Source organism: Paenibacillus sp. FSL H8-0332, assembly GCF_037963835.1.
In the GTDB taxonomy this organism is placed as follows: domain Bacteria; phylum Bacillota; class Bacilli; order Paenibacillales; family Paenibacillaceae; genus Paenibacillus_AQ; species Paenibacillus_AQ rhizoplanae.
In genome coordinates, this window is record NZ_CP150145.1 from 2,833,610 (window position 1) to 2,859,498 (window position 25,889).

At 52.7% G+C, this 25,889-nt stretch carries 20 protein-coding genes; 19 read left to right on the top strand and 1 reads right to left on the bottom strand.

The window, feature by feature from the left end; all coding sequences use genetic code 11:
- Positions 1-113: 113 nt before the first annotated feature.
- Together NST43_RS12185 and NST43_RS12190 are read left to right on the top strand one after the other, a co-directional pair.
- Entirely contained in the window at positions 114-821 is a 708-nt protein-coding gene (locus NST43_RS12185; RefSeq protein WP_339224687.1) for a hypothetical protein, read from the top strand.
- A gap of 354 nt (positions 822-1,175) precedes the next feature.
- Complete coding sequence (locus NST43_RS12190; RefSeq protein ID WP_339224688.1) at positions 1,176-1,391, top strand: hypothetical protein; 216 nt, start codon at positions 1,176-1,178, stop codon at positions 1,389-1,391.
- Positions 1,392-1,872: 481 nt separating this feature from the next.
- On the opposite strand, the gene NST43_RS12195 is transcribed toward NST43_RS12190, so the two are convergent.
- Positions 1,873-2,913 carry a thermonuclease family protein gene (locus tag NST43_RS12195; protein ID WP_339224689.1) on the bottom strand — a complete coding sequence of 347 codons (1,041 nt, stop codon included), beginning with the start codon at positions 2,911-2,913 and terminating at the stop codon, positions 1,873-1,875.
- Positions 2,914-3,112: 199 nt separating this feature from the next.
- On the opposite strand from NST43_RS12195, the gene NST43_RS12200 reads away from it, so the two are divergent.
- The 17 genes from NST43_RS12200 (at position 3,113) to NST43_RS12280 (ending at position 25,799) form a co-directional block, all read left to right on the top strand.
- Positions 3,113-4,474 (top strand): extracellular solute-binding protein, encoded by a 1,362-nt coding sequence (locus NST43_RS12200; protein ID WP_339224690.1) that lies wholly within the window; start codon positions 3,113-3,115, stop codon positions 4,472-4,474.
- 99 nt (positions 4,475-4,573) lie between these two features.
- Positions 4,574-5,524, top strand: a complete 951-nt coding sequence (locus NST43_RS12205) for a sugar ABC transporter permease (protein WP_209985665.1) — start codon at positions 4,574-4,576, stop codon at positions 5,522-5,524.
- Positions 5,521-6,384 carry a carbohydrate ABC transporter permease gene (locus tag NST43_RS12210; protein ID WP_209985668.1) on the top strand — a complete coding sequence of 288 codons (864 nt, stop codon included), beginning with the start codon at positions 5,521-5,523 and terminating at the stop codon, positions 6,382-6,384. Before NST43_RS12205 ends, NST43_RS12210 begins: the two co-directional genes overlap by 4 nt.
- 187 nt (positions 6,385-6,571) lie before the next feature.
- The gene (locus NST43_RS12215) at positions 6,572-8,299 is read left to right on the top strand and encodes a histidine kinase (RefSeq protein ID WP_209986376.1); all 1,728 of its coding nucleotides are present in this window, start codon (positions 6,572-6,574) and stop codon (positions 8,297-8,299) included.
- The gene (locus NST43_RS12220; protein WP_339224691.1) at positions 8,296-9,681 is read left to right on the top strand and encodes an extracellular solute-binding protein; all 1,386 of its coding nucleotides are present in this window, start codon (positions 8,296-8,298) and stop codon (positions 9,679-9,681) included. Before NST43_RS12215 ends, NST43_RS12220 begins: the two co-directional genes overlap by 4 nt.
- A gap of 18 nt (positions 9,682-9,699) precedes the next feature.
- Positions 9,700-11,295 carry a response regulator gene (locus NST43_RS12225; protein WP_209985671.1) on the top strand — a complete coding sequence of 532 codons (1,596 nt, stop codon included), beginning with the start codon at positions 9,700-9,702 and terminating at the stop codon, positions 11,293-11,295.
- Positions 11,296-11,588: 293 nt separating this feature from the next.
- Complete coding sequence (locus NST43_RS12230) at positions 11,589-12,800, top strand: MFS transporter (protein WP_339224692.1); 1,212 nt, start codon at positions 11,589-11,591, stop codon at positions 12,798-12,800.
- 116 nt (positions 12,801-12,916) lie between these two features.
- Positions 12,917-13,984, top strand: coding sequence for a fatty acid desaturase (locus tag NST43_RS12235; protein WP_339224693.1), 1,068 nt, complete (start codon positions 12,917-12,919; stop codon positions 13,982-13,984).
- Positions 13,985-14,113: 129 nt separating this feature from the next.
- Positions 14,114-15,253, top strand: a complete 1,140-nt coding sequence (locus NST43_RS12240) for a sensor histidine kinase (protein ID WP_339224694.1) — start codon at positions 14,114-14,116, stop codon at positions 15,251-15,253.
- On the top strand, positions 15,250-15,852 hold the full coding sequence (locus tag NST43_RS12245) for a response regulator transcription factor (protein WP_339224695.1): 603 nt from the start codon (positions 15,250-15,252) through the stop codon (positions 15,850-15,852). The genes NST43_RS12240 and NST43_RS12245 overlap by 4 nt, the downstream gene beginning before the upstream one ends.
- Before the next feature lie 309 nt (positions 15,853-16,161).
- Complete coding sequence (locus NST43_RS12250; RefSeq protein ID WP_339224696.1) at positions 16,162-17,607, top strand: SWIM zinc finger family protein; 1,446 nt, start codon at positions 16,162-16,164, stop codon at positions 17,605-17,607.
- Positions 17,608-17,660: 53 nt separating this feature from the next.
- A complete protein-coding gene (locus NST43_RS12255) occupies positions 17,661-19,508 on the top strand; it encodes a HEAT repeat domain-containing protein (RefSeq protein ID WP_339224697.1) in 1,848 nt (615 codons plus the stop codon).
- A 51-nt stretch (positions 19,509-19,559) separates the two neighbouring features.
- Positions 19,560-20,663: an AAA family ATPase gene (locus NST43_RS12260; protein ID WP_339224698.1), complete on the top strand. Its 1,104-nt coding sequence runs from the start codon at positions 19,560-19,562 to the stop codon at positions 20,661-20,663.
- Positions 20,660-23,005 (top strand): DUF5682 family protein, encoded by a 2,346-nt coding sequence (locus tag NST43_RS12265; protein WP_339224699.1) that lies wholly within the window; start codon positions 20,660-20,662, stop codon positions 23,003-23,005. Before NST43_RS12260 ends, NST43_RS12265 begins: the two co-directional genes overlap by 4 nt.
- Positions 23,006-24,247 (top strand): VWA domain-containing protein, encoded by a 1,242-nt coding sequence (locus NST43_RS12270; protein ID WP_339224700.1) that lies wholly within the window; start codon positions 23,006-23,008, stop codon positions 24,245-24,247.
- Positions 24,248-24,371: 124 nt separating this feature from the next.
- On the top strand, positions 24,372-25,457 hold the full coding sequence (gene asd, locus NST43_RS12275; protein ID WP_209985698.1) for an aspartate-semialdehyde dehydrogenase: 1,086 nt from the start codon (positions 24,372-24,374) through the stop codon (positions 25,455-25,457).
- A gap of 147 nt (positions 25,458-25,604) precedes the next feature.
- Positions 25,605-25,799 (top strand): DUF3934 family protein, encoded by a 195-nt coding sequence (locus NST43_RS12280; protein WP_339225401.1) that lies wholly within the window; start codon positions 25,605-25,607, stop codon positions 25,797-25,799.
- Positions 25,800-25,889 lie beyond the last annotated feature (90 nt).

Genomic DNA, 25,889 nt, shown 5'->3' on the forward strand with positions numbered 1-25,889 from the left:
ATAATTTCAATAAAATTAACATAAAAAGGATTAAATATATAAAAATGTTTGTTGTTTGGTTTTTGATTGATGTAATATAAAAATATTCCAAACATAGAAAGAGAGTGCGAAATATGAAAATGAAGAAAATTATGACAACTGGTTTAGCTGTATCTCTATTTGCTGCTTTAGGTTCACCTGTTTTTGCCGAAGATACTGGTAATTCTCAAGTAAGTCCATCTACATTTGAAGTTCGCCAACCCCTTAATACTGAAACAGCTATTGAAAATTCCCAAGATGTTATTGAGAGTTCTTCAAATGCTTTTACCGAAAGTAAAGTTCTAACATTCGATGAAATGGTTGCGGTAATGGTAAAAGACAAAGGTATTACTGCCGAAGAAGCCACTAATTTAATAGTGAATGGTGGAAATACGGCGAGTAGAATGACCCAAGAGGCTAAAGAAGCTGCTGCTAGATTAGCGACGTATAGAACTCTTAGTTCTCAGATTAATGCTTGGACCAATTACAAACCAACTTTAAAGTTTTATTGTGAGACTAGTGAGGGCGGCTCTTTCCATGGAATTGTAAAAGTTCTTAACACATCATTGGATCGAGCTTATAATGGCATGTCTAAAGGATTTAATGGTACTGTTTTTATACATCTAGAACATGCAAATAAAATTCATTTTGTTGTAGATGGAGACTTTTTCAACAACAGCACCTCAACTGTTGGCTTTGATATGAGTCTCGGAGTGGGTGAAGCTGCCAGTATTGGGTTTAATGCTTCGTCAACTTCTAATCAATTCGGATACATGAATTATTCTGGTGATCTTTACTGGTAATAAGAATAACTAATTAAACATACAAAAAACATGAGGGACAATTAAAACAATCCCTCATGTTTTTTGTTATTACTGGACGAAGAGAAGTTTTACAACAATAACAGTCGGAGAATACTCATTAAATTAAACACTGCCTCAATAAGTTAAGGTATAGGTCGTTTCAAAGAGTAGGGTTACTTCGTTGACCTTGGCACATATGATTATACTCTCAATAAAAAAACAAAAAGTTCAATGCTAGCAATATTACGTTTTTTTCCAGATTAGTGTTGTTAAGTAAGGGGATTGGAAATATAATATTCATATGTTCGTATCATTACATTACTTTTGAAGAGTGAAAACGGGAGGGGAACATTTGTGAGTAAGGTCGTATTACTAATTTCAAGTGTCGTTGTAGGTGTGCTTATAATGATATCACCAGGATTTATCACTGGGCATACTTTCGGCTCAACACAATACCAAGGTAGCCTCTATATTGCTGAGTTTGTTGTAAGAAGTTTGGCTTTAATTATTGGATTGATAGTCATATACGATGGAATTAAATCTTTTTTCAAAAGACAGGAAAATATATAAAACAGAGTTTAGAAATACTCTACCCATTACGTGGTAGGGTGTTTCTAAACTTTTCTTTATCGTTACACGAATCGCAAGCACCGAAGCGTGCAAGTCCGAAAGCATCGGCAACGAAAAGCCCGTCATCCTTAACAGGTCGGCGAGCTTTTTTTATAGTGAATAACAAAATAATCTATTTTAAAATTTTGAATATTCATCATATAATGCAAACAAGCTTCCTTGTGTTGGAGGCGATTTTTTGAGTTGTGTTCCAGTTCAATTTACACGTTCATCGAATGCTTTCTCAGAATGAGCTGAATCGGCTGAGTGGCCGCAGGCTGTAAACCAGTAATTGATTCGGATGAATGGGGGCTGATTGACCAGGCGCTCGGGTACTCTCTTTCGAAAGCGGAGCAGATCACAATTATACTATTTGACCCTTACATGATGTGATAAGAGTAGTTACATAACAAAACCCCGGATCGTTATTCCGGGGTTAAATCTATTCACACGCCACTCCGTCACCATCTTTATCAAGCTTTCTGGAGTATCCAGGCTCTCCAGCATAGATCGGCGCAGCACCGGCTGCTCTCACGGCAGAACAGTTCTTGTAGTAAACATCTTGAACTGGTTGCGGGGTTGCTTTTGGTTTCGGTTTTTTAGTAGCGGTAGGCTTCGGTGTTGCAGTGGGCTTAGGTGACGGTTTAACTGTGGGAGTGGGCTGGATAGTAGCTTTAGCCACAACGGTATCATCATATCCTTTATCAGTTGCGTAATCTTTTAAGCTCCATATCCCTAATTTTGCTGCTTGAGCTTTTTTCTGGATAGACCTGAACTGATCAACATTTTTCACATTCGGCTGAAAGACAGCGACTCGTGCAAGACCTTTCTCCAGCAGCAATTCATTTACCATTTTATCATCAACATAGGCGTAAGCAAGGATACGTCCGTACTGGTCACGTTCGGATACATCGAATTCAAGTCTGACTGTATTATCCATAAGCAACTTTGTTGTAAACGCACTCGCCTCTGGCCCGAAGGGCTGTACAGGTTTTGTTTCAGGAGTGTCGATTAGGATGAGCCGCACCTTTTCAAACTTTCCATCTAATTTGACTGTGAAGGTATCACCATCAGTCACTGCGGTGACCTTTGTTTCAATGGTTTTTGCATTCATAGACAAGCTGGCAAGTTCAGCGTTCTTCTGAGTTGTTTCAGATTTAAGCACATATGTGTCGAGAACTTCTGTGTGTTCATCAGTCTTATTAGTAGCTTGTTCCAAGGGAGAGGCTTTTGGAATTGCAATAACGAACAAAATAAAAAATATAATAAACATAACAGCAGAATACTTGGTAATTGTTTTTCGATTTCCCCAGCGAACAATGGCCGGCTTAAACATGCCAACGAACCAAAAAATAATTACAGCAAGTGAGGCAAGAAGAAAGTTCATCCCTAAGGCTTCTCTCAAGGACATGCCTGTAAAAATAGCAATTTCTAATAAAGCGATGATTCCGATGGAAATTAGAAGCTTTTTTGATCTGAACATTAAAATCCCCCTTTGTACGTCTACCTTTTAAACTATCGGTAATTTACAATGATTTGTAAATACTGTAATGATAAAAACTCTCCAGTTTTAGAATCGTAAGTATTTCCACCATAAATCGGCAATATGCCTCCTCAAAAAAAACCGTGGCCTACGGTACACTAAATCTTGTAAAAGAAACCTTTGAGAGGGGTACAGAGGAATGAAAAAAACAAAGAACCTGGCGCTGGCGCTGGTCTCCATCATGCTCATGAGTTCACTCGCAGCATGCGGAGGAAATAACAGCGGCGGCAACAAGTCTGCCGAAGGAAATACGGGTAACAACCCGGCAAGCACAGCATCACCCGCAGCTGAAGGAGACAAGACAGAGCCCGCAGAGAAGGTGGAGCTGTCGTTCTGGACGCTGGGCAACGTGAACTATGAAGAGCTGGCTGCTGCTTACACCAAGGAACACCCTAACGTAACCATTAAAATTCAGAATACCGGTGACCAGACGGCTCACCACAACAATCTGACCACAGCACTCTCGGCGGGTTCGGGCGCACCTGACATTTTCCAGCTTGAGATCGGTTTCATGGAACGCTTCCTGGGAGCCCAGGACAAATTCTACAACCTGAATGATCTCGGAGCCAAAGACATCCAGGCCAACTATCTCGACTGGAAATGGAAGCAGGCTTCCTCCATCGACGGCAGCTTCCAGCTCGGACTTCCGACAGATATCGGCCCGACAGTAGTCTACTACCGCACTGACCTGGCTGAAGCAGCTGGACTGCCAAGCGATCCTGAAGGCTTCGGCGCAGCCATCGATACGTGGGACAAATTCGCCACTGTAGCAAAAGCATTCAAAGACAAGACAGGCAAGTATTTCTCCGACTTGACCGATCTGACGTACAATGCGCTTCGTGACCAGTCGGCAGACGAGATCTACTTCAGCAAAGCGGACGGCAGCTTCATCGGCGATACCAATCCGCAGGTGAAGAAAGCGTATGACTTTACCGTTAAAGGCATTCAAGAAGGCTGGATCAGCAATGTAATGCTCTGGTCGCCTGAATGGGGCCAAGGCATGAACGATGGTTCGTTCGCCGTCGTGATGGGCCCGGCCTGGATGGCCGGCAATATCAAGAGCAACGCGCCGGACTCTTCCGGCAAATGGAAAATCGCCCAGCTTCCTGAGGGCGCTGGTAACTGGGGCGGTTCGTTCATCACGCTGCCGAAGGAAGGCAAGCACTCTAAGGAAGCTTATGATTTCATCCAGTGGCTCGTGAACAAGGATAACCAGCTGGAATCCTTCAAGACCAAAGGCCTGATGCCTTCTATTCCTGCCCTGTACGAAGATCCTGCGTTCGTAGATTTCAAGGATGACTTCTTCGGCGGACAGCAGACGGCGGTGGAATTCGGTAAAGCGGCTAACCGCGTGAAGCCGGTATACTACGGACCGCTGCATGACCAGACCGATACCTTCTTCAAGAATGCGCTGAAAAACGTACTGGAGAAGAAAGCTGATCCGGCCAAAGAGTGGGACTCTGCTGTGAAGCAGGCAAAAACGCTTGCAGAACGCGGCTAACCTGTAATTCGCGGGGAACAGGCTTCCCCAAATGTCCGGATTCACGGAGTATTCCCTCTGTGAATCCGGATTTAGATATGAATTCCCTGGAGGTGTGACATGGCAGAGCCCGTAATTACGAGTCCGCATGCCGAGAGCAAACGACCTTTCCTCACTGAACAAAGACGGAGCCGCTTCACTGCGTATACTTTCATTTCACCGTTCTTTATTCTGTTCTCGATATTCGGACTATATCCAATTTTCTTCACATTCTATTTATCGTTCTACAAGTGGGATGCCTTAGGTCCAATGAAATACGTCGGCTTCAAAAACTTCGAGCTGATTACCTCGGACCCGACCTTCTGGATCTCCTTCAGTAACACGCTGATTATGGGGCTGATGGGTACTGTGCCGCAGGTTATTCTGGCGCTGCTGCTGGCGGTGCTCCTGCATTCGGGGATGACCCGGTTCAAGAAGACCTTCCGCATCCTCTATTTCATGCCGAATATCACTTCGATCGTGGCCGTTACGCTGGTTTTCAGTACGCTGTTCGGCAATAACGGTATGATCAACTGGCTGCTTAACGGAATCGGGGTAGAGAGCATGGCCTTCAACTCCGGCTGGTGGGGGGTCAAAATCGCCATCTCCACCATGGTCATGTGGCGCTGGACGGGCTACAATGCGATCCTGTTCCTCTCGGGCCTGCAGAGCATTCCGATGGATCTGTACGAATCCGCCAAAATCGACGGAGCTAACCGCAGACAGCAGCTTTTCTCCATCACGCTGCCGTTGCTTAAGCCGTTCATTATCTTCGTATCCCTGCAATCTACCATCGGTGCCCTGCAGCTCTTCACAGAGCCTTATGTCTTCCTCGGCCAATCCGGCACCGGATCTACCCGGCAGGAAGGGATCACGATGGTCACTTATTTGTACAGTGAGGCCTTCCGTAACGGCTTCTTCGGCACGGCGGCGGCTACAGCGGTTCTGCTGTTCCTCGTTACGATTCTGTTCTCTGTCCTCAATATGCTGATCTCAAGAGGCGGCAGAGAGACTGGAGGGAAAAAAGCGTGAGTACACTGCGTATGTTCAGAAAAAAACCGGATGATCTCGGCTTCTTCGGCAAGCTGGGCTTCTATCTTCTGCTGATTCTCGGAGCACTGGTCTCCATCTTCCCGTTCTATTGGATGTTTGTGGTCGGGACCAATGACAAGGGAGCCGTGTTCCACGTACCGCCGCTGCTCACCATAGGAGACCAGTTCTTCGAGAACTTCAAGCGGGTACTGGAGAAATCGGACTTCTTCCAGGCGCTCGGCAACTCGCTGTTCGTATCGTCCATGGTGACGGTCTCGGTCGTATTCTTCTGTACACTGGCCGGGTATGCTTTTGCCAAATATGAATTCCCTGGTAAAAACGTGCTGTTCGTCTTCGTCATCGCCACCCTGATCGTTCCCCAGCAGCTTGGCGTATTGCCAACCTATGTCATTATGGCCAAGCTTCACTGGATTGACAGCTTCAAAGCACTGATTGTTCCGGCTATGGTCAATGCCTTCGGCATCTTCTGGATGCGGCAGTACATTTCGTCGGCTGTACCTACCGAGCTGATTGAAGCGGGGCGTATTGACGGGGGAGGACACTTCCGGATTTTCTGGAGAATTGCCGTTCCGGTCATTACACCGGCGATGGCTACCCTGGGTATTCTGAATTTCATGACGGTATGGAATGACTTCTTCTGGCCGCTGGTGGTCTTGAAGAACAAGGAGCATTTCACGATTCAGATTGCATTGCAGCAGCTGTTCACTACACGTGACGGTCTTGATTACGGGATGATTATGTCCGCTACCTTCACGGCCACGCTGCCGCTGCTGGTTGTCTTCCTGCTGTTCAGCCGCTGGGTGATTGCGGGACTGACTTCAGGCGCCATCAAGAGTTAACCGTCTGTCTATCTGGTAAGTAAGAGGATTTACAGAATGCTGTGAAGAATAATAATCAAGTGGAAACGGCTTTGACGTGCTTTTGAAGGACGGCATTCGTTTCAGCGAGAAATAGAAGGATAAGTTAGGGTGTGAAACAGATAAATTCTTCTATTTGGACATAGACCGCAGGAGGAAGGGACCCGTCATGAAGCTCCGCCGCAAAATCTTGTTCGCTATTATTCTTCTTGTATTCATTCCTGTGATTGTTATGGGGATTGTTACGTATGTGAATTATTCGAATGCCATGGAGAAAAAATCAAGTAATTTCTACTGGATCTCCCTGCTGGAGACGGACCGCAAGCTGAAGTTCGCCCTCAGTGAGATTTCATCGATCACCAATTCTGCTATTACACAGCCTGCGATCCAGCAGTCGCTGAAGCAGCAGAATTTCGTCCTCACCTATGACCGCAAGCAGGAAATCAACAACCTGCTGATTAACCATCCGATGATCACCTCGTTTAGCCTATACGGCAAAGACCGGCTGCTGTACCAATACAATGCGCCGATGTCTTTTGCAGATATGCACAAGCAGGTCTGGTTCGGAGCCATGGAGGCTGCCGAAGGGCGTCCTGTCTGGTCCGGTCCCGGAGAGAACGGCTCGGCCAGCGGCGATAAGCCGGTGCTGGTCCATGCCAGAGTGATTAAGGACTATTATTCGCTGGAGGATATCGGCTATCTGGTTGTATACGTGAAGCCGGATCTGCTCGATCAGATTTTCTGGGAGGCTGCGACCCTGAAGAAAGGGGATATTCTGCTGGTCAACAAGCAGGGCAATATCGTCTTTAACAAGTCCGGGGAGCATATCGGAGAACGGACAGATTTTCCTTTTTTGCAGGAGAATTATAACCAGGAGCAGGACTATTACATTGACAATTATCAAGGGGAGCGTTCTCTGATCACTTTCCTGCCTTCACATAACGCGGACTGGTATCTGGCTGCCATTACGCCGATGAACCTGATCTCCTCCGAATCGGTCTCCATCCGCAATATTGCGATTATTCTCGGCATGGTGTCTCTGCTGTCGGCCTTCTTGTTCGACCGTTATTTCATCCGCAGGCTCGTCCGCAGCATTAACAGTGCCGTGAACGGTATGAAGCGGGTCAAGCAGGGGATCTTCACCCCGATTCCGGTTCCGCTGCGGGCCAATGATGAGAGCGATTCCCTGATTGACGGCTTCAACCGGATGAGCTCGCAGATCAATGAGCTGATCGATCAGGTTCAGACTGAACAGGGACGCAAAAAGGAAGCGGAGATGCAGGCGCTGATGGCCCAGATCAATCCGCATTTTATCTATAATTCACTGGAATCGATTAACTCCATGGCGGTGCTGGCAGGCAACCGGGATATCAGCAAAATGGTCATCTCGCTCGGCCGGCTGCTGCGGATCAGCATTAGTCAGAATCAGGAGCTGATCCCGCTGCAAATGGAGTTCGAGCATGTCCGCCATTACCTGGATATCCAGAAGTTCCGGTTCGAGGACAAATTCTCCTATGAGCTGGAGCTGCCCGAGCCGCTGAAATACGTGATGACCCAGAAGCTGATTGTTCAGCCGATTGTGGAGAACGCTTTGTATCATGCCATTGAGCAGATGGAGGAGCACGGGACGATTACGGTCACCGCTCAGGAGAATGGCAAGGATATTATCATTATTGTGAAGGATAACGGGCCGGGCTTCGATCTGGAGGTGCTGATGAGCCAGTGGGATAAGGAGCGGAGCAATCCCAAGAAATACAGCGACAGCGGGGTTGGACTGAAAAATGTGCATGAGCGCCTGAACATCCGGTTCGGCAATCCCTATGGTATTCTGGTCTGCTCCTCACCAGGCTTCGGATCAGCCATCTGCATCCGGATTCCAAGGATACAGCCGTCATGAGAGGGAGAAACGAAATGAAGGACCAGCGGCATGTGCTTAGATGGTTGACCAACTGGGGATGGATTCTGCTCTATATTGTACTGATGTCCGGCGCCGTATGGTTCATTATGCAGGAGGACCGGGAGCAGATTGAGGATACCTCGCCTGAGAAAATCACACTGACCTTCCGGCATTTCTGGATCAAGGAGCATGACCGGCCGCTGCTGGCGATCTTCGAGGAGGTGGTGCGCAGCTACCAGGAGAGCCATCCGAATGTGAAGGTGAACTTCGAGGGGCTGGACCAGAATATCCACCGGGAGCAGAAGCTGAAGAGTGAGATGGTAACCGGCACGCCGCCTGATATGTTCGTTCTGTTCGGCGGGGCGGAGATTGAGCCTTATGTGCGTTCAGACCGGCTGATGGATCTGACCGATTTCACTGTAGAGAACGGTCTCAGCAATCAGTTCAAGGATCTGCATCTCTGGACGTTCAACAAGCATATCTACGGACTGCCGATTGAGGGCAATGCAGAACCGCTCTATTACAATAAAAAAATCTTCACCAAGCTCGGCATTGACACTCCGAATACGGTGGCCGAGCTGGATGCAGTGATGGCGAAGCTGAAGGCAGCGGGGTATATCCCGTTTGCACTGGGGAATGAGGACCGCTGGCCTGCGGGGATATTTGCCCATTATCTGATGGACCGCTACGCCGGACCGGACCTGATTCAGAAGCTGGTTACGGGCGAGGACATGTCGAGCTTCCAGAATAGCGGCTACCTGGAAGCGTTCCGGCACCTGAACAGATGGGTGGAGGCAGGCTATTTCAGTGAAGACTCTAACGATACCTCTACTGAGGGGGCGGTCCGCCTGTTCACTGAAGGCAGAGCAGCCATGTATCTGAACGGCAACTGGGATATCAATTTATTTTCGGGGGACAATGCACCTGACGATTTCCAGAGCCGGGTTGGAGTCATTCCATTCCCTGCGCGGGAGGCCGGGACAGAGCCGTCCATCGCCGGAGGGTATACGATCGGTATCGGGCTGTCTTCGAGCCTCACCGGAGCGAAGCGGACAGCGGCCCTGGAACTAATGAAGGGCTTTTATACGAAAGAGATTCAGACGCGGATTGTCTATGAGGGCCTCCGAATTCCGTCGATGCGGATTGCCTTCGACCCGGATAAGACCGGACCAGTCTTCGCCCAGGTGATGGATATGATGGAGGAGAACCAGCAGAGCTTCGTCCCGTATGACAATCTGTTATCGCCTGAAGTGAAGAAGACCTTCCTCAGTGTCATCGAGGAGATGATTGACGGAGGGCTGCAGGCGGAGCAGGCTTTGCAGCAGCTGCAGGACGCGTCCAAGCAGTATTGGAATCTGATCCGGAGTTCTTCGGGTCAATAAGCCTGGGGGGTGTAAGAGATGAAGGAGCAGCAGGAGAAATATAAGGTACTGCTCGTAGATGATGAGCCGATTATACTGCGCAGCCTGAAGGTTGCGATTCCATGGGATGAGCTGGGCCTGAGCATTGTGGGAGAAGCGAAGAACGGCGAGGCCGCGTTGCAGCAGATTCAGCAGACCGCACCGCACATCATTATCAGTGACATCCGCATGCCGGTGATTGACGGGATCACACTAATGAAGGAGGTGCTGCCGCGCAGCGCCAAGCTGATCTTCATCTTCATCAGCGGCTACGGGGAGTTCGAATATGCCAGGGAAGCTCTGCGGCTGGGGGCCTTTGATTATTTGCTGAAGCCGATTGACCATGACGAGCTGGTGGAGATGCTTAAGCGGGCCAGGGAGCGCCTGGACCGCCAGAAGGAGAACGAGCAGCTGATGCTCTCGGTGCAGACCCTGTCGCTGCTGGCCCGCGAACGCATGCTGGCTGAATTCACGCTGGGCAATCCGCGGCCGCTCCAACATCTCAAATGGCTGGAGAACAGCGAGCTGGAAGGCGAATACTTCATGGCCGTGGTCCGTCTCGACGACTACGCCGCGCTGACGGCGAAATGGAGCGCTGAAGAGAAGCATCTGTGGCTGTTTGCCGTGCGCAATATCCTGGAGGAGTGGTCGCTCGAGAACGGGGCGTTGTCCATCTTCCCGTTCTATAACGGGGAATGGATTCTGCTCTTCCCGGCCAGCCTGAATGACGGCAAGCGGGCACTCGGGGAGCAACTCATTGCCGGGATCAAGCGCTACTCCAAGCTGAACTGCTCTGTCGGCATCAGCAGAAGCACCAGCGGGATTGATCAGCTTAGCACGGTATACCCGTTAGCCTCCCAGGCTCTGTACCAGCGCTTTTATTCCGGTCAGGCCGGAGTCTTCCTGGAAGAGGAGACAGCGGCGGCTGGCAACCGTGAGGTGCAGTATCCGAAGGAGCTGGAGCTGTCCTTAATTGAGAGTATCCGCACGTTGAACCTTGAACGGATGCTGACTCTTTTTGACGAGATGTCCCTCTTCATTGAAGCCCAAAGTCTGCCCCAGCCGCTGGCGGAGCGTCTGATGATTGAGATGAGTGTGGTGCTGTACCGGCAGTTCGAGCATCTGAATACCCATAATGACTGGTCCATTGAAGGGCTGCTCAGCAAGCTGAACGGACTCGGCACACTGCCGGACATGATGAATGTTCTGAAGACCACCTTCCGCGACTGGCTGGAGCAGAGCCATAAGACCGCAGCCCGGGAGGACGGCCGGAGCATCATTGAGAAGGTCAAACGGTACATTGAATCCAACTACCATAAGGATCTCAGCATCGAGGAGGTATCCGAGGTGGCCGATCTCAGCATCAGCCATTTCTGCACCCTGTTCAAGCAAATCTCCGGCTACACATTCCTCGAATTCGTCACCCACTGCCGGATGGAGAACGCCAAATACATTCTGCGCAGCAGCAATGTGAAGGTCTATCAGGTCGCGCCGCTGGTCGGCTATCAGGACCCGAGATACTTCACCCAGGTATTCAAAAAAGCGACTGGCAAGACCCCCACAGAGTACCGTGAGGAGCATGTGAAGCAGGCTTAGCCTTACCAAACCAAGTACAGCAATCTCAACGGAGTACAGAAATATACATAGACAAAAGGTACGTACGTATAAGCGCCTAAGCAACTTAGGTGCTTTTTTGTCGTTTGCTGAAAGGGATAAATACCTCTGAATGCGCCGGAAGCGGGCAATACGGGGAGGAATAACCAATAAAAAATAGACAAATCACAATTAAATCTATAATAAAGTAGACAAAAATAATTAAAGTCTATATATTATTAAACAGATTAGATGTACATCTATTTAGTCTATTTTGAACGATGGAGGATGTTAACGTGTTAAGTAACAAGTATGTACGGATGATTATGCTGTCGAATGTGCTATTGCAGCTCGGGGTGTGGGTGCGGAATTTTGCGATTCTGCTATATGTGACGGAGATTACGCAGAATAATCCTTATTATGTCTCGCTCATTTCAGTGGCTGAATACGGTCCGCTCTTTCTGTTTGCCATCATCGGGGGAACCTTCGCAGACCGCTGGCGGCCCAAACGTACCATGATCGTAAGTGATTTGCTGTCCGCGTGTTCCGTCTTTGTTGTGCTGCTTGTGGTCATGTCAGGCTCCTGGCGGGCTCTGCTGTTCGCAACGATGGTGTCGGCCATCCTGTCCCAGTTCTCACAGCCTTCGGCGATGAAGCTGCTTAAGCGGCATGTGCCTGAAGAGCAGTTGCAGAGTGTAATGGCTATGTTTCAGTCGCTTACGGCGTTCTTCATGGTCATTGGTCCAGTCATCGGCACCTTCATCTATAGTCATTACGGCATTGAGGTCTCGCTTGCGGTGATGGGCGGGATGTTCCTCGGCTCGGCGCTCATTCTGGTCAAGCTACCCGTTGATCATGAGGAGAAGACCGGACAGACCCGCAGCGGGTTCTTGGCGGAGATGATATCCGGACTGAATTATGTGCGTGCAAATCGGGTGCTGAAGAATCTTGGAGTAACCTTTGCCTTCGCCGGGCTTGCCGCCGGACTGGTTCAGCCGCTAGGCGTCTTCATCATTATGGAGAATCTGGGCAGAGACAAAGGCTTCCTGCAGTGGGTGATGATGGCGAATGGAGGGGCGATGCTGCTCGGCGGAATGTTTATTATGAGTAAAGGTAAAACTATAAAGCCGCAAACAATGTTATCCCTAGGTCTCTTGGTCAGTGCGGCAGGAACGGTAGGAGTCGGCTGGTCGCATCACACGGCGCTGACGTTGGCGCTCCATACGGTTAGCGGCTTCTTTTACCCTTGTATCCATATTGGGATCAATACCCTGCTGCTTCGTCATACGGAGACTGCCTATATGGGCAGGGTGGGCGGCATTATGGGGCCGATGTTCATGGGCTTCATGGTGATCGGAATGTCTGTAGCCGGCTATGCCAAAGGCATGCTCTCCCTATCCGCCGTCTTCACCGGGAGCGGCGTGCTGTTCCTTATTGCGGTGTTGATCCTGCTGCCGCTGCTCAGATCGAAGGAGGCGGGGAGGCAAGCTCTCCAGAGTCGACTATGACATTTGTCATATATCAGAGTTGATATTTATGACTTACGGGGATGACACTACTTTCTTTATACTGGAAATATAAGAAGTATCCTTGAATGGATGCATCCGAGGAGGAACCGATCCCGATGACCAACAACCAGATACCCCAGCTCTCTACATTGAAGAAAAGCGTAGCTCCTTACGAGAAAACAGACCTCAGCACAAGCATAAAACAGCTCATCAATACGCTTGGGCCGCTGGTGCTGCTATGGACCGCCGCTTACTTAAGCTTATCCGTGTCCTATTGGCTGACGCTGTTGTTCGCTATTCCGGCTGCCGGCTTTGTCATCCGCACCTTTATTATTTTTCATGACTGCTGTCATGGGTCGTTCTTCAAGAACCGCAAGGCCAATGATATTGTCGGTACCATCACCGGCGTGCTTACCCTGGTCCCTTACCGTCAGTGGAAGCACAGTCATTCGATCCATCACGCCGGAAGCAGCAATCTCGATAAAAGAGGCATCGGAGATATCTGGATCATGACAGTGGACGAATATATGGCTGCCAAACCGCTGACGCGCCTGTATTACCGGATCTACCGCAACCCGCTGGTGCTGTTCGTCATCGGACCGATTGCCGTATTCCTTATCCAGTACCGGTTCAATGCCAAAGGGGCAAGACGCAAGGAACGGATGAATACGTACCTGACCAATGTGTCCCTTGTTGCTCTATATGCTGCGCTTATTCTGCTCATAGGCTGGCAGGCGTTCCTGCTGGTGCATCTGCCGATTGTGTTCGTATCCGGCTTCCTCGGCATCTGGCTGTTCTATGTGCAGCACCAGTTCGAACATACCTACTTCGAGCATGATGAGGAGTGGAGCTACGTGAACGCCGCCGTAGAAGGAAGCTCCTATTATAAGCTGCCGAAGGTACTGCAATGGATTACCGGCAATATCGGATTTCACCATGTGCATCACTTGAGTCCGAAGGTGCCGAATTATAATCTGGAGCTGGCCCACAATGCCAGTCCGCCCTTGCAAAAGGCGACCACCATTACACTCAGCACAAGTCTCGAAGCTCTGAAATACCGTCTGTGGGATGAGGAACGCAAGGTCTTTGTCAGCTTCAAGCAGTTGAAGCAGCGGCTGCGCATGAACGAGCCAGCGTTATCAGAGGGGCTGAAGGTAATCAAACCGGGGTTCCAGAGCGAATAGAAGCAGTAATACGCCAGAAAAGACAGATCCGGAGCCCAGGCTGCCGGGTCTGATCTTTCTTTTGGGGATATCAGCGGGGATGTATGTTAAAATGGGGGTATAAACTTGCTGGCAAAAAGGATGGCTAACATGCAGAAGTGGCATCATATTTTTCATAAAAGCACGGGACTGAGCCCTTATGTGTGGGTTGTTTTTTACATTCTTCCCTTCTATTTCATCTTCCGCTCCTCCTCGGCGAACCGCTGGGTTTACGGGATTCTGATGATTATGGTCTTCTTCGCCTGCTATGTGCTGTCGTTTAAGGCCAGGGGCTGGGTGGTCTATTTCTGGACCAGCGTGCAGATGGTCGTCTCAATTACGATGACGCTGCTGTTCGGGTACATGTACTTTGCGCTGTTTCTGGCTTTTTTTATCGGGAATATTCAGAAAAGGACGGCCTTCTTCACCCTCTATCCGATCCATCTGCTGACAACTATTGTAGCGATTAACTATGAGCTGATTATGCGCAATCCCGTATTCCTCTCGCAGCTGCCGTTCGTGCTCGTCAGTATCATTGCTGTGGTGCTGCTTCCGGTCACAACGTATAACCGCAACAGGCACGATAAGCTGGAGGAACAGCTGGAGGATGCCCATAAACGGATCTCCGAGCTGGGCATTATGGAAGAGCGTCAGCGGATCTCCCGGGATCTGCATGATACGCTGGGACAGCGTCTGTCGCTGATCGGACTGAAGAGTGACCTTGCGGGCAAACTGATTACCAAGAATCCGGCGCAGGCGCTGATCGAGATCAACGATGTGCGGGTGACAGCCCGCAGTGCGCTGAAGGAAGTCCGGGAGATGATTACGCAGATGCGGGGCATCCGGGTTGAAGATGAGCTGGTACGCATCCGGCAACTCCTCCAGGCGGCGGAGATCGGTTATATGCTGGAGGGTGACCCCGTTCTGACCCAGACCTCGCTGATTACCGAGAACGTGCTGAGCATGTGTATGAAGGAGGCGGTAACCAATGTGGTCAAGCATAGCGGGGCCTCGCTCTGCCGGATTCAGATCGAATCCTCGCGGACTGATCTGATTATCAGGGTGAAGGACAACGGCGGAGGGATCGAGAGAACCAAGCTGTATCACAAGGGGCATGGCCTGCAAGGGATGAGGGAGCGGCTGGAATTCGTCAACGGTTCAATGGAAGTGATCCAGGATCAAGGAACTACACTAGTCATTAAGGTGCCGAATGCGTCGCAGCAGCCGGACATGGAGGTGAACGCACAATGATATCCATCGTGATAGCCGAAGACCAGCGGATGCTGCTGGGAGCCTTATCGGCTCTGCTGGACCTGGAGGATGATATGCAGGTGGTCGGTAAGGCAGGCAACGGGGAAGAGGCCGTGAAGCTGGTGAAGCAGCTGCAGCCGGATATCTGTATTATGGATATTGAAATGCCCGCCATGACGGGCCTGGAAGCGGCAGAAGCTCTGAAGGGAGAAGGCTGCAAAATCATGATTCTGACCACCTTTGCCCGGGCAGGGTATTTCGAACGTGCGGTCAAGGCCGGAGTGGATGCCTATCTGCTCAAGGACAGTCCTAGCGAGGAGCTGGCGCTGTCGATCCGCAGTGTCATGGACGGCAAACGCATGTACGCGCCGGAGCTGATGGATGAGGCCTATAGTAAGGAAGCGAATCCGCTGACCGAGCGGGAGAAGGAAGTGCTGGGGCTGATTGCCGACGGCAAGAATACGAAGGAGATCGCCAGCCAGCTCTATATCACCACTGGAACGGTCCGCAACTACATCTCGGTCATTCTGGACAAGCTGGATGTGGGCAACCGGATCGAGGCGATTACGCGCTTCAAGGAGAAGGGCTGGTTTAAATAAAATATCCCTGCGGGGAAGCTGGAACGGCGGCTGTCTTTAGGAGGGCCGGCCGTTTTTTTGTTCGACTATAGAGTTTACATAAACCGCTTAGAACGGAGCTTGACTAGAAGCCAATATAGGACTTATCACCCATCTTTCATCTGAAAGCGATTACTCTATTGGATCGGCCGTCAAGATTTGCTAAAATAAATGCAAACATATGATCCTGTTTGTAGTTGTTTCATGTGAAGTTGGGTAATGAATACTTGTGCCCCGTATGCACGTTCATTCATTCTGCTTACATCCTAATTCAGCCGGGAGGAATCTAATTTGCCAGAGCTAACATCCACGTACGTCGATTCACTTGCACCCAATGCTGCTGCGATCAAGAACGGCCAAGGGCTGGTCCGCAAGAAGAGCTTTGTGGAGCTCCATCAGTCGGAGAACGGAGAGCTATTGTTCGGAAAATGTGCCGGGAGCGGCAAAACGCCCTATGAGTGTTCGGTGGACTTCATCACAGCAGACAGCCCGGTCTTCCGCTGCACCTGTCCCAGCCGCCAGTTCCCCTGCAAGCATGCGCTAGGTCTGCTCTATGCCTATACCGAAGGCCAGACGTTCACGCCTGCCCCGGTTCCCGAAGACATCGCATCGAAGCGCGAGAAGGCCGAGAAGCGGGAAGAGAACAAGGTGAAGCAGGCGGCAGAAGGAGCAGACCCCAAGCCGAAGAAGGTCAACAAATCCGCGCTGAAGAAAAAAATCAACGCACAGCTCGAAGGGCTTGATCTGCTGGAGAAGCTGGTGCTCTCCTTTGTACGCAGCGGCCTGTCCACGATTGACAAGTCTGCGGCCAAGACGGTTCAGGGGCATGTGAAGCAGCTCGGGAACTATTATCTGTCCGGGGCCCAGATTGAGCTGCGCCGCTTCGCAAATCTGATGTTCAGCGGCAAGGATCAGGAGCAGAACTATACATATGCGGTGGAGCAGCTGACACGGCTACACGCATTTATCAAGAAGGGCCGGGCGTATCTCCAGGCCCGGAGCGAGGACCCGGAGCTGGCGCTCGATCACGAATCCACTATTGATGAATGGCTGGGCCATGCCTGGCAGCTTAGCGAGCTGAAGGAATACGGGCTGGTGAAGGAGGGGGCGGAGCTGCTGCAGTTGTCCTTCTACAGCTACAACGATGCGGCCCGTCAGGAGTTCGTAGACCTTGGCTTTTGGCTGGACCTCTCTGCGGAAGGCGGAGAGATTCGCCGGACATTTAACTACCGCCCATACAAAGCGGCGAAGCTGATGCGCGAGGAAGACAGCTTCTTCGACATTGCCGTAGTTCCTCAATTGTACACCTATCCTGGGGACATGAATGCCCGGATCAGGTACGAGTCCATGTCTCCAAGACCCGTGCAAGCTACAGATCTTGAGCGGACGGCCGCCAAGGCTCACCGTTCTTATGTCGAAGTGTTCAAGAAGGTGAAGAACCAGATCAAGAATCCGCTGAGCGACAAGCAGCCGGTCATGCTGCTGCATGCCGCAGCTCTGGGCGTTACAGAGAACGGCCAGTATGTTATGACCGACGGGGAAGGAACAAGGCTGCTCCTGGAGGATCTTCCATCGGTCCCGCAGGGCACGGTGGAACTGCTGCCGTTCCTTCCGGCCGGCGCCCGCGAGGACTGCGCGGTTCTGGTCATGTTCGAGCATGACCTGGACCAGGGACGTCTGCGCGCCCAGCCGCTAAGTGTCATTAAGGACGAAGAGATCACTCGTCTGCTGTTCTAGAGTACTTCACCTATCCACTATCCACATACTTTATTCATATGGGAGGACAATCCATGAGCACAGCGTTATTACAGGAGCTGCATCAGGAATTCAGAAGACTGTATATTGCCGGGAGCGAGCTGGCGGCAGGGGATTTTCGCCTGAAGCGGCTGCTTCCGCAATTTCAGCAACTCGGCGAGCGGTCACCGGTGTTCAAGAAGTTAGGCGAGGGAATCGCTGCGTTGCTTGAACCGGGCAGCCCTGACGGACCTGCACCGGGCGTTCAATTGCAGGAGCATACCCTGCTGCTGGAGTCCGTGCTGTACACCCAGGGAACGACAGCCGTGGGGGGAACTCCCGGACCCTTGCCGGTACGGAATTTCACGCTGCGCACGAATCAGCCATACCGGAAGCTTGCGCCTGTGCTGGAAGCGCTCACCACTACCGGAAGCGGCAGGTATGAGACCGTGCTGGATGCTTATAAGGAAGGGGTCTTTCAGGATCTGCGTCTGCTGCCGCTGGCAATCTCTGCGCTAAATGACCCTTATTCGGAGCTGGCTGAATACGCAATGAACCATATTCTCCCCTCCTATGGGCCGGAGATTGCCGGATACCTGCTGGAGAGCTTCAACCCGGAAGGGGGGCGGAGCGAGGTCCGCAAGCTGGAGGTGATCCGCAAGGTCGGCGCTGACGAATATCTGGATAAGATCTTCCAGGCCGCCGGAAATGGCAGTGAGGAGATCCGGGCTGCGGCTATTCAATGCCTCGGCGGCTATGAGCAATACTTGGATCATCTGCTGGAGTGGTCCACCGACAAGAAGAAAGCCATCCGTGAAGCAGCCTATACAGCGTTGGCGGCAGGCGGTTCGGAGCAGGGCGTGGAACGGCTGGTGGAAGCGTTCACCAAGAAGAAGGACCGCGAGATGCTGGGCAGAGTGCTGGCAGGCGGGCATTCTGCAGAGGTAAGTGCCAGACTGGCGGCATTATTCATGGAGGAGCTGCAGGCCGCGCCGCAGACGAATGCCGACAAGAAGCTGACGGAAAAGGTGTGGGATGAGCTTCTTCCCTACATGACCGCGCTTCGCCACGTGCGCAGCCCGCAGCTGGATGAAATCTACAGCTATATCCTTCAGGAGTATGCCCGTTTCTCCCCGCTGGGCTGGATTCCGCTCATTGACCACGCGGCCTGGTATAAAGAGCGGACATCGGATGGAGCAGCGCTGGCTGAGCTTGAAGAGCTGGATAAGCGGAGCGCGCGGTTCTTGCCGAATTATTTCCGTGTCGCCCAGCAGTCCTTGAGCCCGAAAGAGCTGTACAACCGGTTCGGCGGAAGCTTTATGGATAAATTGAAAGCATTGGTGGGCAAAGAGGCCAAGGATGCGGCTCAGCGCTCGCAATTGCTGATTGATACGATTGAGGAACAGGTGGTGGATATCCGCCGGAGGAATTACGAGGTGGAGTGGGATGCATCAGGAGTCAGACAGCCGTACAGCAGGGAGTTGCTGTCTGCCGAGGAGATTGCGGCAGACTGGGACCCCCGCTGGCTGGACTGGTTCATCAAGCAGGACGCGGTGAATTTGGCCAGTGCCTTTGCCCGGCCGGGTCATCGGGGTGTACAGGACTACCTGCTTGGCAAGCTGCAGGAGCCGTATAAACGCCGCACTTATGATTATATTCCTAATCTCTTCAAAGGCCTTGAAAGGGCGGGAGTGCCGGAGCCGGAGCGGCTGGAACTGCTGATGACCGCCTTGGAGAATAAGAATGTCCACACGCCTTATACGTTTGAGTTCTATGTATTTAAACTGATGGAGCGCTTCCCTGCCAGCTATGCGGACCGGCTGGAAGCGGTCATTCCTAAATATAGATATGAATGTAAGCAGCAGCTGGAATATGTATTGAACAGCCTGCGGAGTGCCAGCTAATACCTGATGAGTCTGGATTCACAAAAACGTTGTATCTAAGGAGAGGTGTACATGTCAACCGAACAAGATCAGCTTCAGGATTACATGCGTCTGCCGGCCGAAATCCTATACCAGGAGGAGCTGGAGGCTCTGCGCAGGGAGGACACTGGACGTATTCCTGCCGGCTGGCAGATGTCACCGCGCTCTGTCCTGACCTTCATCGCTGGCGGCAAGGCGGGCAAGACCGTAATTACCCCGAAATATATCGGGAACACCCGGCTGATCGAGATGGCGGTTGCCACGCTGGTCACCGACCGGGCGCTGCTTCTGATCGGGGAGCCGGGCACGGCGAAATCCTGGCTATCCGAGAATCTGGCGGCGGCGATCTACGGCAACTCAGGCATGGTTGTGCAAGGGACGGCGGGAACAAGCGAAGAGCATGTGCGCTATTCCTGGAACTATGCCATGCTCCTGGCGAACGGTCCAACGCCGGAGGCGCTGGTCAAGAGCCCGATTATGCGGGCGATGGAGGACGGCGGTATTGCCCGGTTTGAAGAAATCTCCCGCTGTGCCTCTGAGGTGCAGGATGCGCTGATTTCGATTCTGTCGGAGAAGACGATCTCCGTGCCGGAGCTCGGCAAGGAGACCAGTGCCCGCAAAGGCTTCTCGATTATTGCCACCGCTAATACCCGGGACCGTGGAGTCAATGAGATGTCCGCAGCCCTGAAGCGGCGGTTCAATATCATTGTGCTGCCTGCGCCGTCGGATCTGGAGACGGAGCTGTCTATTGTGAAGAAGCGTGTCGCTGAGATTGCCTCTTCGTATGAGCTTCAGGCTGCCGTTCCGGCGGATGAAGCGCTGCTGAAGGTGGTTACGATCTTCCGCGAGCTGCGCAGCGGCATGACCCTCGACAAGAAGGAGAAGGTTAAGACTCCAGCCGGTGTGATCTCGACCGCAGAAGCGATCTCGCTGCTGACGAACAGCATGGCACTGGCGGCCAGCTTCGGCAGCGGAGAACTAACTGACAGGGATCTGGCAGCGGGACTCCAAGGGGCGATCGTCAAGGATGACGACAAGGATAAGCTGGTCTGGAAGGAATATCTGGATAATGTAATGAAGAAAAAAGGAGCGGACTGGCGCGGACTCTATCAAGCCTGCAAGGAGATGAACGAGTGAGCAGGGCAGCGGTTGCCGGCGTTCATGTCTTCGGGGTCCGGCATCTGTCTCCGGGCGGTGCCAGGCATGTCCTGGAATACTTGAACGAGCTGCAGCCGACCGCCGTGCTGATTGAGGGGCCAAGTGATGCAAGCGGAGAGATCCGTCATTTAACTCATGCGGTTACGAAGCCTCCGGTGGCTATTCTGGCCTTCACCGAGGATCTGCCCGTGCGGACGGTACTCTGGCCGTTCGCTGTATATTCCCCGGAATATCAGGGGATGAAATGGGCACAGGAGCATGGAGCGGAAGCAGAGTTCATCGATCTGCCTTCCTCTGTAACCCTTGGGCTACAGGATGCGTTGCGGCAGGATGCCGGCGGCCGCCCGGAGCTGCAGCCTGTGGCTGACGAGCAGGGGGAGCCGGCAGAAGAGGAGATTCACGAGCCGGAGTCGGTATACAGCCGGATTGCCCGGCTTGCCGGTGAGCACGACTATGATATGTACTGGGAGCGTAATTACGAGCATAACTCCAGCAGCGGCGCTTACCGCGCCGCGATACTGGCCTTCTCTGCCCAGATGCGTGAGCTGTCGGAGGCCACGGAGCGCGCAGAGCAGCCGCGGGAATATGCGTATAACGCGTTGCGCGAGTCTTATATGCGGCGGCGGATTCAGCTCAAGATTGACGAAGGACATCTGCCGGAGAAAGTTGTCGTGATCTGCGGTGCATACCATGCCGCTGCGCTAGCCGATCCCTCGGAGGGGATGAGCGATGCGGAGCTGGCGTTACTGCCTACACGCTCTACCAAGCTGACGCTGATGCCATATTCCTACTATAAGCTCTCCACTATGTCGGGCTATGGTGCAGGTAACGCGGCTCCCCACTACTTCCAGATGATGTGGGAGCTGATGGCCTCCGGCCGCTCTGAGGAGCTGCCCCATCTCTACCTGTCCTCTGTAGCCCGGCAGGTACGCGGTGCAGGGACACACCGCTCGACGGCCGAAGTGATCGAAGCGGTGCGGCTGGCAGAGTCGCTGGCCGCACTGCACGGCGGAAGCGCACCTACGCTGCGTGATCTGCGCGATGCCGCGCAGACCTTGCTCGGTCACGGCGATCTGGCCGTTATCGCCGATTCGCTGGCCCGGATCGATGTCGGTACGAACATCGGGAGGCTGGCCGATGGCGTCAGCCAGACGCCGATTCAGGATGATCTGAACCGGCTGCTGAAGCGCTACAAGCTGGAGAAGTACAGATCGACTGTAGCCAGCGACCTGGCGCTGGATCTGCGCGAGAACCGCCGGGTGTCAAGCAGCGAAGCGGCTTATCTTGATCTGCACCGCTCCGTACTGTTTCACCGGCTGGAGCTGCTCGGCATCCACTTCGCCCGCAATGTGCCAAGCGGCCAGTCCGGGGCGACCTGGGCAGAGCACTGGATACTCCAGTGGGCGCCGGAGGTGGAGATTGAGATCGTGGAGTCTACCCTGCTAGGGGAGACCGTTGAGGTAGCGGCAGCCTACGTGCTGCGCGAGAAGCTGCTGGAATGCGGTTCGATCACCGAGGCGTCTGCGCTGATCGTCACCGCCTGCGAATGCGGCATGACCACGCAGATGGAGGAGAGCAGCCGCGTGCTGCAGCGGCTTGCGGTAGACAGCCGCGATGTCGTTTCGATTGCCACAGCGGCCAGAGAGCTGGCCAAGATCATCGGCTATGGCGACATCCGCAAGGTGGATACGGCCCCGTTCATACCGCTGCTGGAGGAGCTGTTCCGCCGGGGTTGCCTGTTCCTGCTGGATGCCAGCGGCTGCAATGATGAAGCGGCGGCGCTGATGATCGGCGCGATGAATGACCTGAACAACATCTCGCTGGAGCATAGCGAGACTGCAGATACCGCCCTGTGGCTGCAGGAGCTGCTACAGCTGGCGCAGCGGGATGACCGCAACCCGCGGCTGTCGGGCTTCGCCTGTGCGATCCTGATGGAGCGTGGAGCCATCCCTGCCGGGGAGGTTGCGGCGGAGGTGTCGCGCCGCTTGTCTCCTGGGATACCGGCGGACCTCGGGGCAGGCTGGTTCGAAGGCCTGTCCATGCGTAACCGCTATGGACTGCTGTCGCGGATGAGCCTGTGGGAGCAGTTAAATGACTATATCAACGCCTTGGAGGATGAGGAATTCAAGCGTGCTCTGGTCTTCCTGCGCCGGGCGTTCAGTACCTTCTCCCCGCGTGAGAAGACGATGATCGCCGAGCTGCTGGGCGAGCTGTGGGGCGTGAACACAGAGCAGGCTGCCGAGATTCTGACAGGAGAACTGAAGGAGGAGGAAGCCAAAATGCTGGATGATCTGAATGATTTTGACTTCGGGGATCTGTAGATGGGTGATGAAGAGCTGAAGGAAGAGCTGAAGCATGATGACCAGAACAGCGCCCTTACACGCTGGCGGCTGATTCTGGGGCAGGAAGCGGAAGCGGCTTTGCCCGGATACGGCCAAGGGAGCGGCCGGACGCTAAGTGAGGAAGAGCTGATTATGGATGCAGCGCTGGCTGCTATCTATAATGAGACAGGCGCAGGCAAGGCAGACGGGGGTGCCGCTGCCGGATCGAAGGGCAGAGGTGCAGGCTCGGGACATGCCGCGATTAACCTGTCCAAGTGGCTCGGGGATGTGCGTAATTTCTTCCCGGAGGATGTGGTCTCGGTCATTCAGACCGATGCGATGGAGCGCAAAGGCTGGAAGCAGCTGCTCTTCGAGCCGGAGCTGTTGGCGGCGGTGAAACCGGATATCCAGCTGGTCGGTACATTGCTGGCACTCAAGGGCAAAATCCCGGAGAAAACCAAAGATACCGCAAGAATGCTCGTCCAGGCGCTTGTGGATGAGCTGGTCAAGCTGCTGGAGACCGATATCCGCCGTGCGGTTACCGGAGCGCTTAACAAGCGGCAGCATTCTCCGCTGCCTTCACTCAGCGGGCTGGACTGGAAACGGACGATCGAGCGCAATCTGAAGCACTACGATGCCGAGCGGCGGATGATTATCCCCGAGCGCTTCTTTTATTTCGACCGGGCACGCCGCAGCAAGGAATGGACGGTCATTGTGGATATTGACCAGAGCGGCTCGATGGCCAGCTCTGTGATCTGGGCGTCGGTGATCGGCTCGATCTTCGCCAGTATCCCGGCGCTGAACACGCGTGTCGTTGCTTTTGACACCGAGGTGGTAGACTTGACGGAGCAATGTGCGAATGATCCTGTTGACATGCTCTTCGGCATCCAGCTCGGGGGCGGCACGGATATCCATAAGTCGGTGAAGTATTGCGAGCAGTTCATCGAAGAGCCGAAGAAGACATTGTTCATTATCGTATCGGACCTGTATGAGAACGGCAATCAGGCCGGGCTGGTCCGGCGGATGCGCGAGCTGCGGGAATCTGGAGTGCGGACCATGACGCTCTTGGCCCTCTCCGATGAAGGTAAGCCTTCCTATGATGAACGGCTGGCCGCCCAGCTCGCCCGTGATGGAACGCCTTGCTTCGCCTGTACTCCGGCACTGCTGCCTGTCCTGGTGGAGGGGGCGCTGAAGGGCCAGGAGCTGGGTGAGCTGGCGAAGCGGCTCGGGATGACACGGTAATTTTATGAGAAGAGGAAACACTTACTTTAGAATCACATATTGTGTAACATGCCGCTATCCTTTATAATCGGTTATTAAAAAGCACCTTTCGCTAGGCGCTGCTTGAAAGGAAATGAATTTCATTATGTCGAGGAAGCTCAGAGCGGGTATTGTTGGCGGTACCGGTATGGTCGGCCAGCGTTTCATTGCACTTTTGGAGAATCATCCATGGTTTCAGGTAACAGCGATTGCGGCGAGCGTGAATTCAGCCGGCAAGTCCTATGAGGAGTCTGTTCAAGGCAGATGGAAGCTGTCCACTCCTATGCCCGAAGCCGTCAAAGGCATCATGGTTCAAGACGCCTCCAAGGTGGAGGAAGTGGCTGCGGATGTGGATCTGATCTTCTGCGCCGTAGATATGAAGAAGGAAGAGATCAAGGCGCTGGAAGAGGCTTATGCGCGTACCGGAACTCCGGTGATTTCCAACAACTCGGCACACCGCTGGACACCGGATGTTCCGATGGTGATTCCCGAGATCAACCCGGAGCATCTGGAGGTCATCGCCCAGCAGCGCAAGCGTCTGGGGACAGAGACCGGCTTCATCGCCGTGAAACCTAACTGTTCCATTCAGAGTTATATGCCTACCCTGAATGCGCTTCATGAGTTCAAGCCTTCCAAGGTGGTTGTAACCACTTATCAGGCGATTTCAGGTGCAGGTAAGACCTTTACAGACTGGCCGGATATGGTGGATAACGTGATTCCTTACATCGGCGGAGAAGAAGAGAAGAGCGAGCAGGAGCCGCTGCGGATCTGGGGTAAGGTAACCAGTGAGGGGATTGTCCCAAGCACGCAGCCGGTAATCACCACACAGTGTATTCGTGTGCCTGTTGCTGACGGCCATATGGCGGCTGTCTTTGCCTCCTTTGAACAAAAGCCTTCCCGTGAAGAGATTCTGGAACGGTGGAACAGCTTCCAAGGGCGTCCGCAGCAGCTCGGTCTGCCGAGCGCGCCTAAGCAGTTCATCACGTATTTTGAGGAAGAGAACCGTCCGCAGACCCGTCTGGACCGTGACATTGAGAACGGCATGGGCATCTCCGCAGGGCGTCTGCGCGAGGATTCACTGTACGATTACAAATTCGTCAGCCTGTCCCACAACACGGTAAGAGGCGCTGCCGGCGGTGCGGTATTGATCGCTGAATTGCTTAAGGCCGAAGGATACATTCAGCCCAAATAAGCATCTCTATGCTCTTGGATGGATACCCGTTACGCAGCCTGCCGGAGGTTCTCCGCGCAGGCTGTTTGCAGTTGGACCTGACAATCCGCCCGAAATAATGGTAAGATAGAGTAATGTACGACGAAAACTGAATATTGACGGAGTGATATTGTGGCAAAAAGTAAAGGCGGCGGCACAGGCAGAGGAACAGGCAGCAAGGGCTGGACCCGTTGGAATAAGACGGCAAAACCCGTGAAGCCGGCCAAAAGCGGCCCTCCCGGAACCCCAGGCGCCAAAGGGGCCAAACCAGTCAAGCCAGCTAAGAGCGGCAGCGGCAGCAACAAAACCGGAGGCGCTAAATAAGCGGACATCTGCCCATTGATAATTACCAAATATAAGGGTTATAGGTTGGAGCAACATCTGATTTGTATGTGAATCAGGTGTTCTTTCATA

What these genes read in the sequence shown, in the direction of transcription:
- NST43_RS12240 (WP_339224694.1), top strand. Translation starts at nt 14,114, where the DNA reads ATGCAGAAGTGGCATCATATTTTTCATAAAAGCACGGGACTGAGCCCT.
- NST43_RS12270 (WP_339224700.1), top strand. Translation starts at nt 23,006, where the DNA reads ATGGGTGATGAAGAGCTGAAGGAAGAGCTGAAGCATGATGACCAGAAC.
- NST43_RS12215 (WP_209986376.1), top strand. Translation starts at nt 6,572, where the DNA reads ATGAAGCTCCGCCGCAAAATCTTGTTCGCTATTATTCTTCTTGTATTC.
- NST43_RS12245 (WP_339224695.1), top strand. Translation starts at nt 15,250, where the DNA reads ATGATATCCATCGTGATAGCCGAAGACCAGCGGATGCTGCTGGGAGCC.
- NST43_RS12200 (WP_339224690.1), top strand. Translation starts at nt 3,113, where the DNA reads ATGAAAAAAACAAAGAACCTGGCGCTGGCGCTGGTCTCCATCATGCTC.
- asd (WP_209985698.1), top strand. Translation starts at nt 24,372, where the DNA reads ATGTCGAGGAAGCTCAGAGCGGGTATTGTTGGCGGTACCGGTATGGTC.
- NST43_RS12235 (WP_339224693.1), top strand. Translation starts at nt 12,917, where the DNA reads ATGACCAACAACCAGATACCCCAGCTCTCTACATTGAAGAAAAGCGTA.
- NST43_RS12195 (WP_339224689.1), bottom strand. Translation starts at nt 2,913, where the DNA reads ATGTTCAGATCAAAAAAGCTTCTAATTTCCATCGGAATCATCGCTTTA.
- NST43_RS12255 (WP_339224697.1), top strand. Translation starts at nt 17,661, where the DNA reads ATGAGCACAGCGTTATTACAGGAGCTGCATCAGGAATTCAGAAGACTG.
- NST43_RS12185 (WP_339224687.1), top strand. Translation starts at nt 114, where the DNA reads ATGAAAATGAAGAAAATTATGACAACTGGTTTAGCTGTATCTCTATTT.
- NST43_RS12205 (WP_209985665.1), top strand. Translation starts at nt 4,574, where the DNA reads ATGGCAGAGCCCGTAATTACGAGTCCGCATGCCGAGAGCAAACGACCT.
- NST43_RS12220 (WP_339224691.1), top strand. Translation starts at nt 8,296, where the DNA reads ATGAGAGGGAGAAACGAAATGAAGGACCAGCGGCATGTGCTTAGATGG.
- NST43_RS12225 (WP_209985671.1), top strand. Translation starts at nt 9,700, where the DNA reads ATGAAGGAGCAGCAGGAGAAATATAAGGTACTGCTCGTAGATGATGAG.
- NST43_RS12260 (WP_339224698.1), top strand. Translation starts at nt 19,560, where the DNA reads ATGTCAACCGAACAAGATCAGCTTCAGGATTACATGCGTCTGCCGGCC.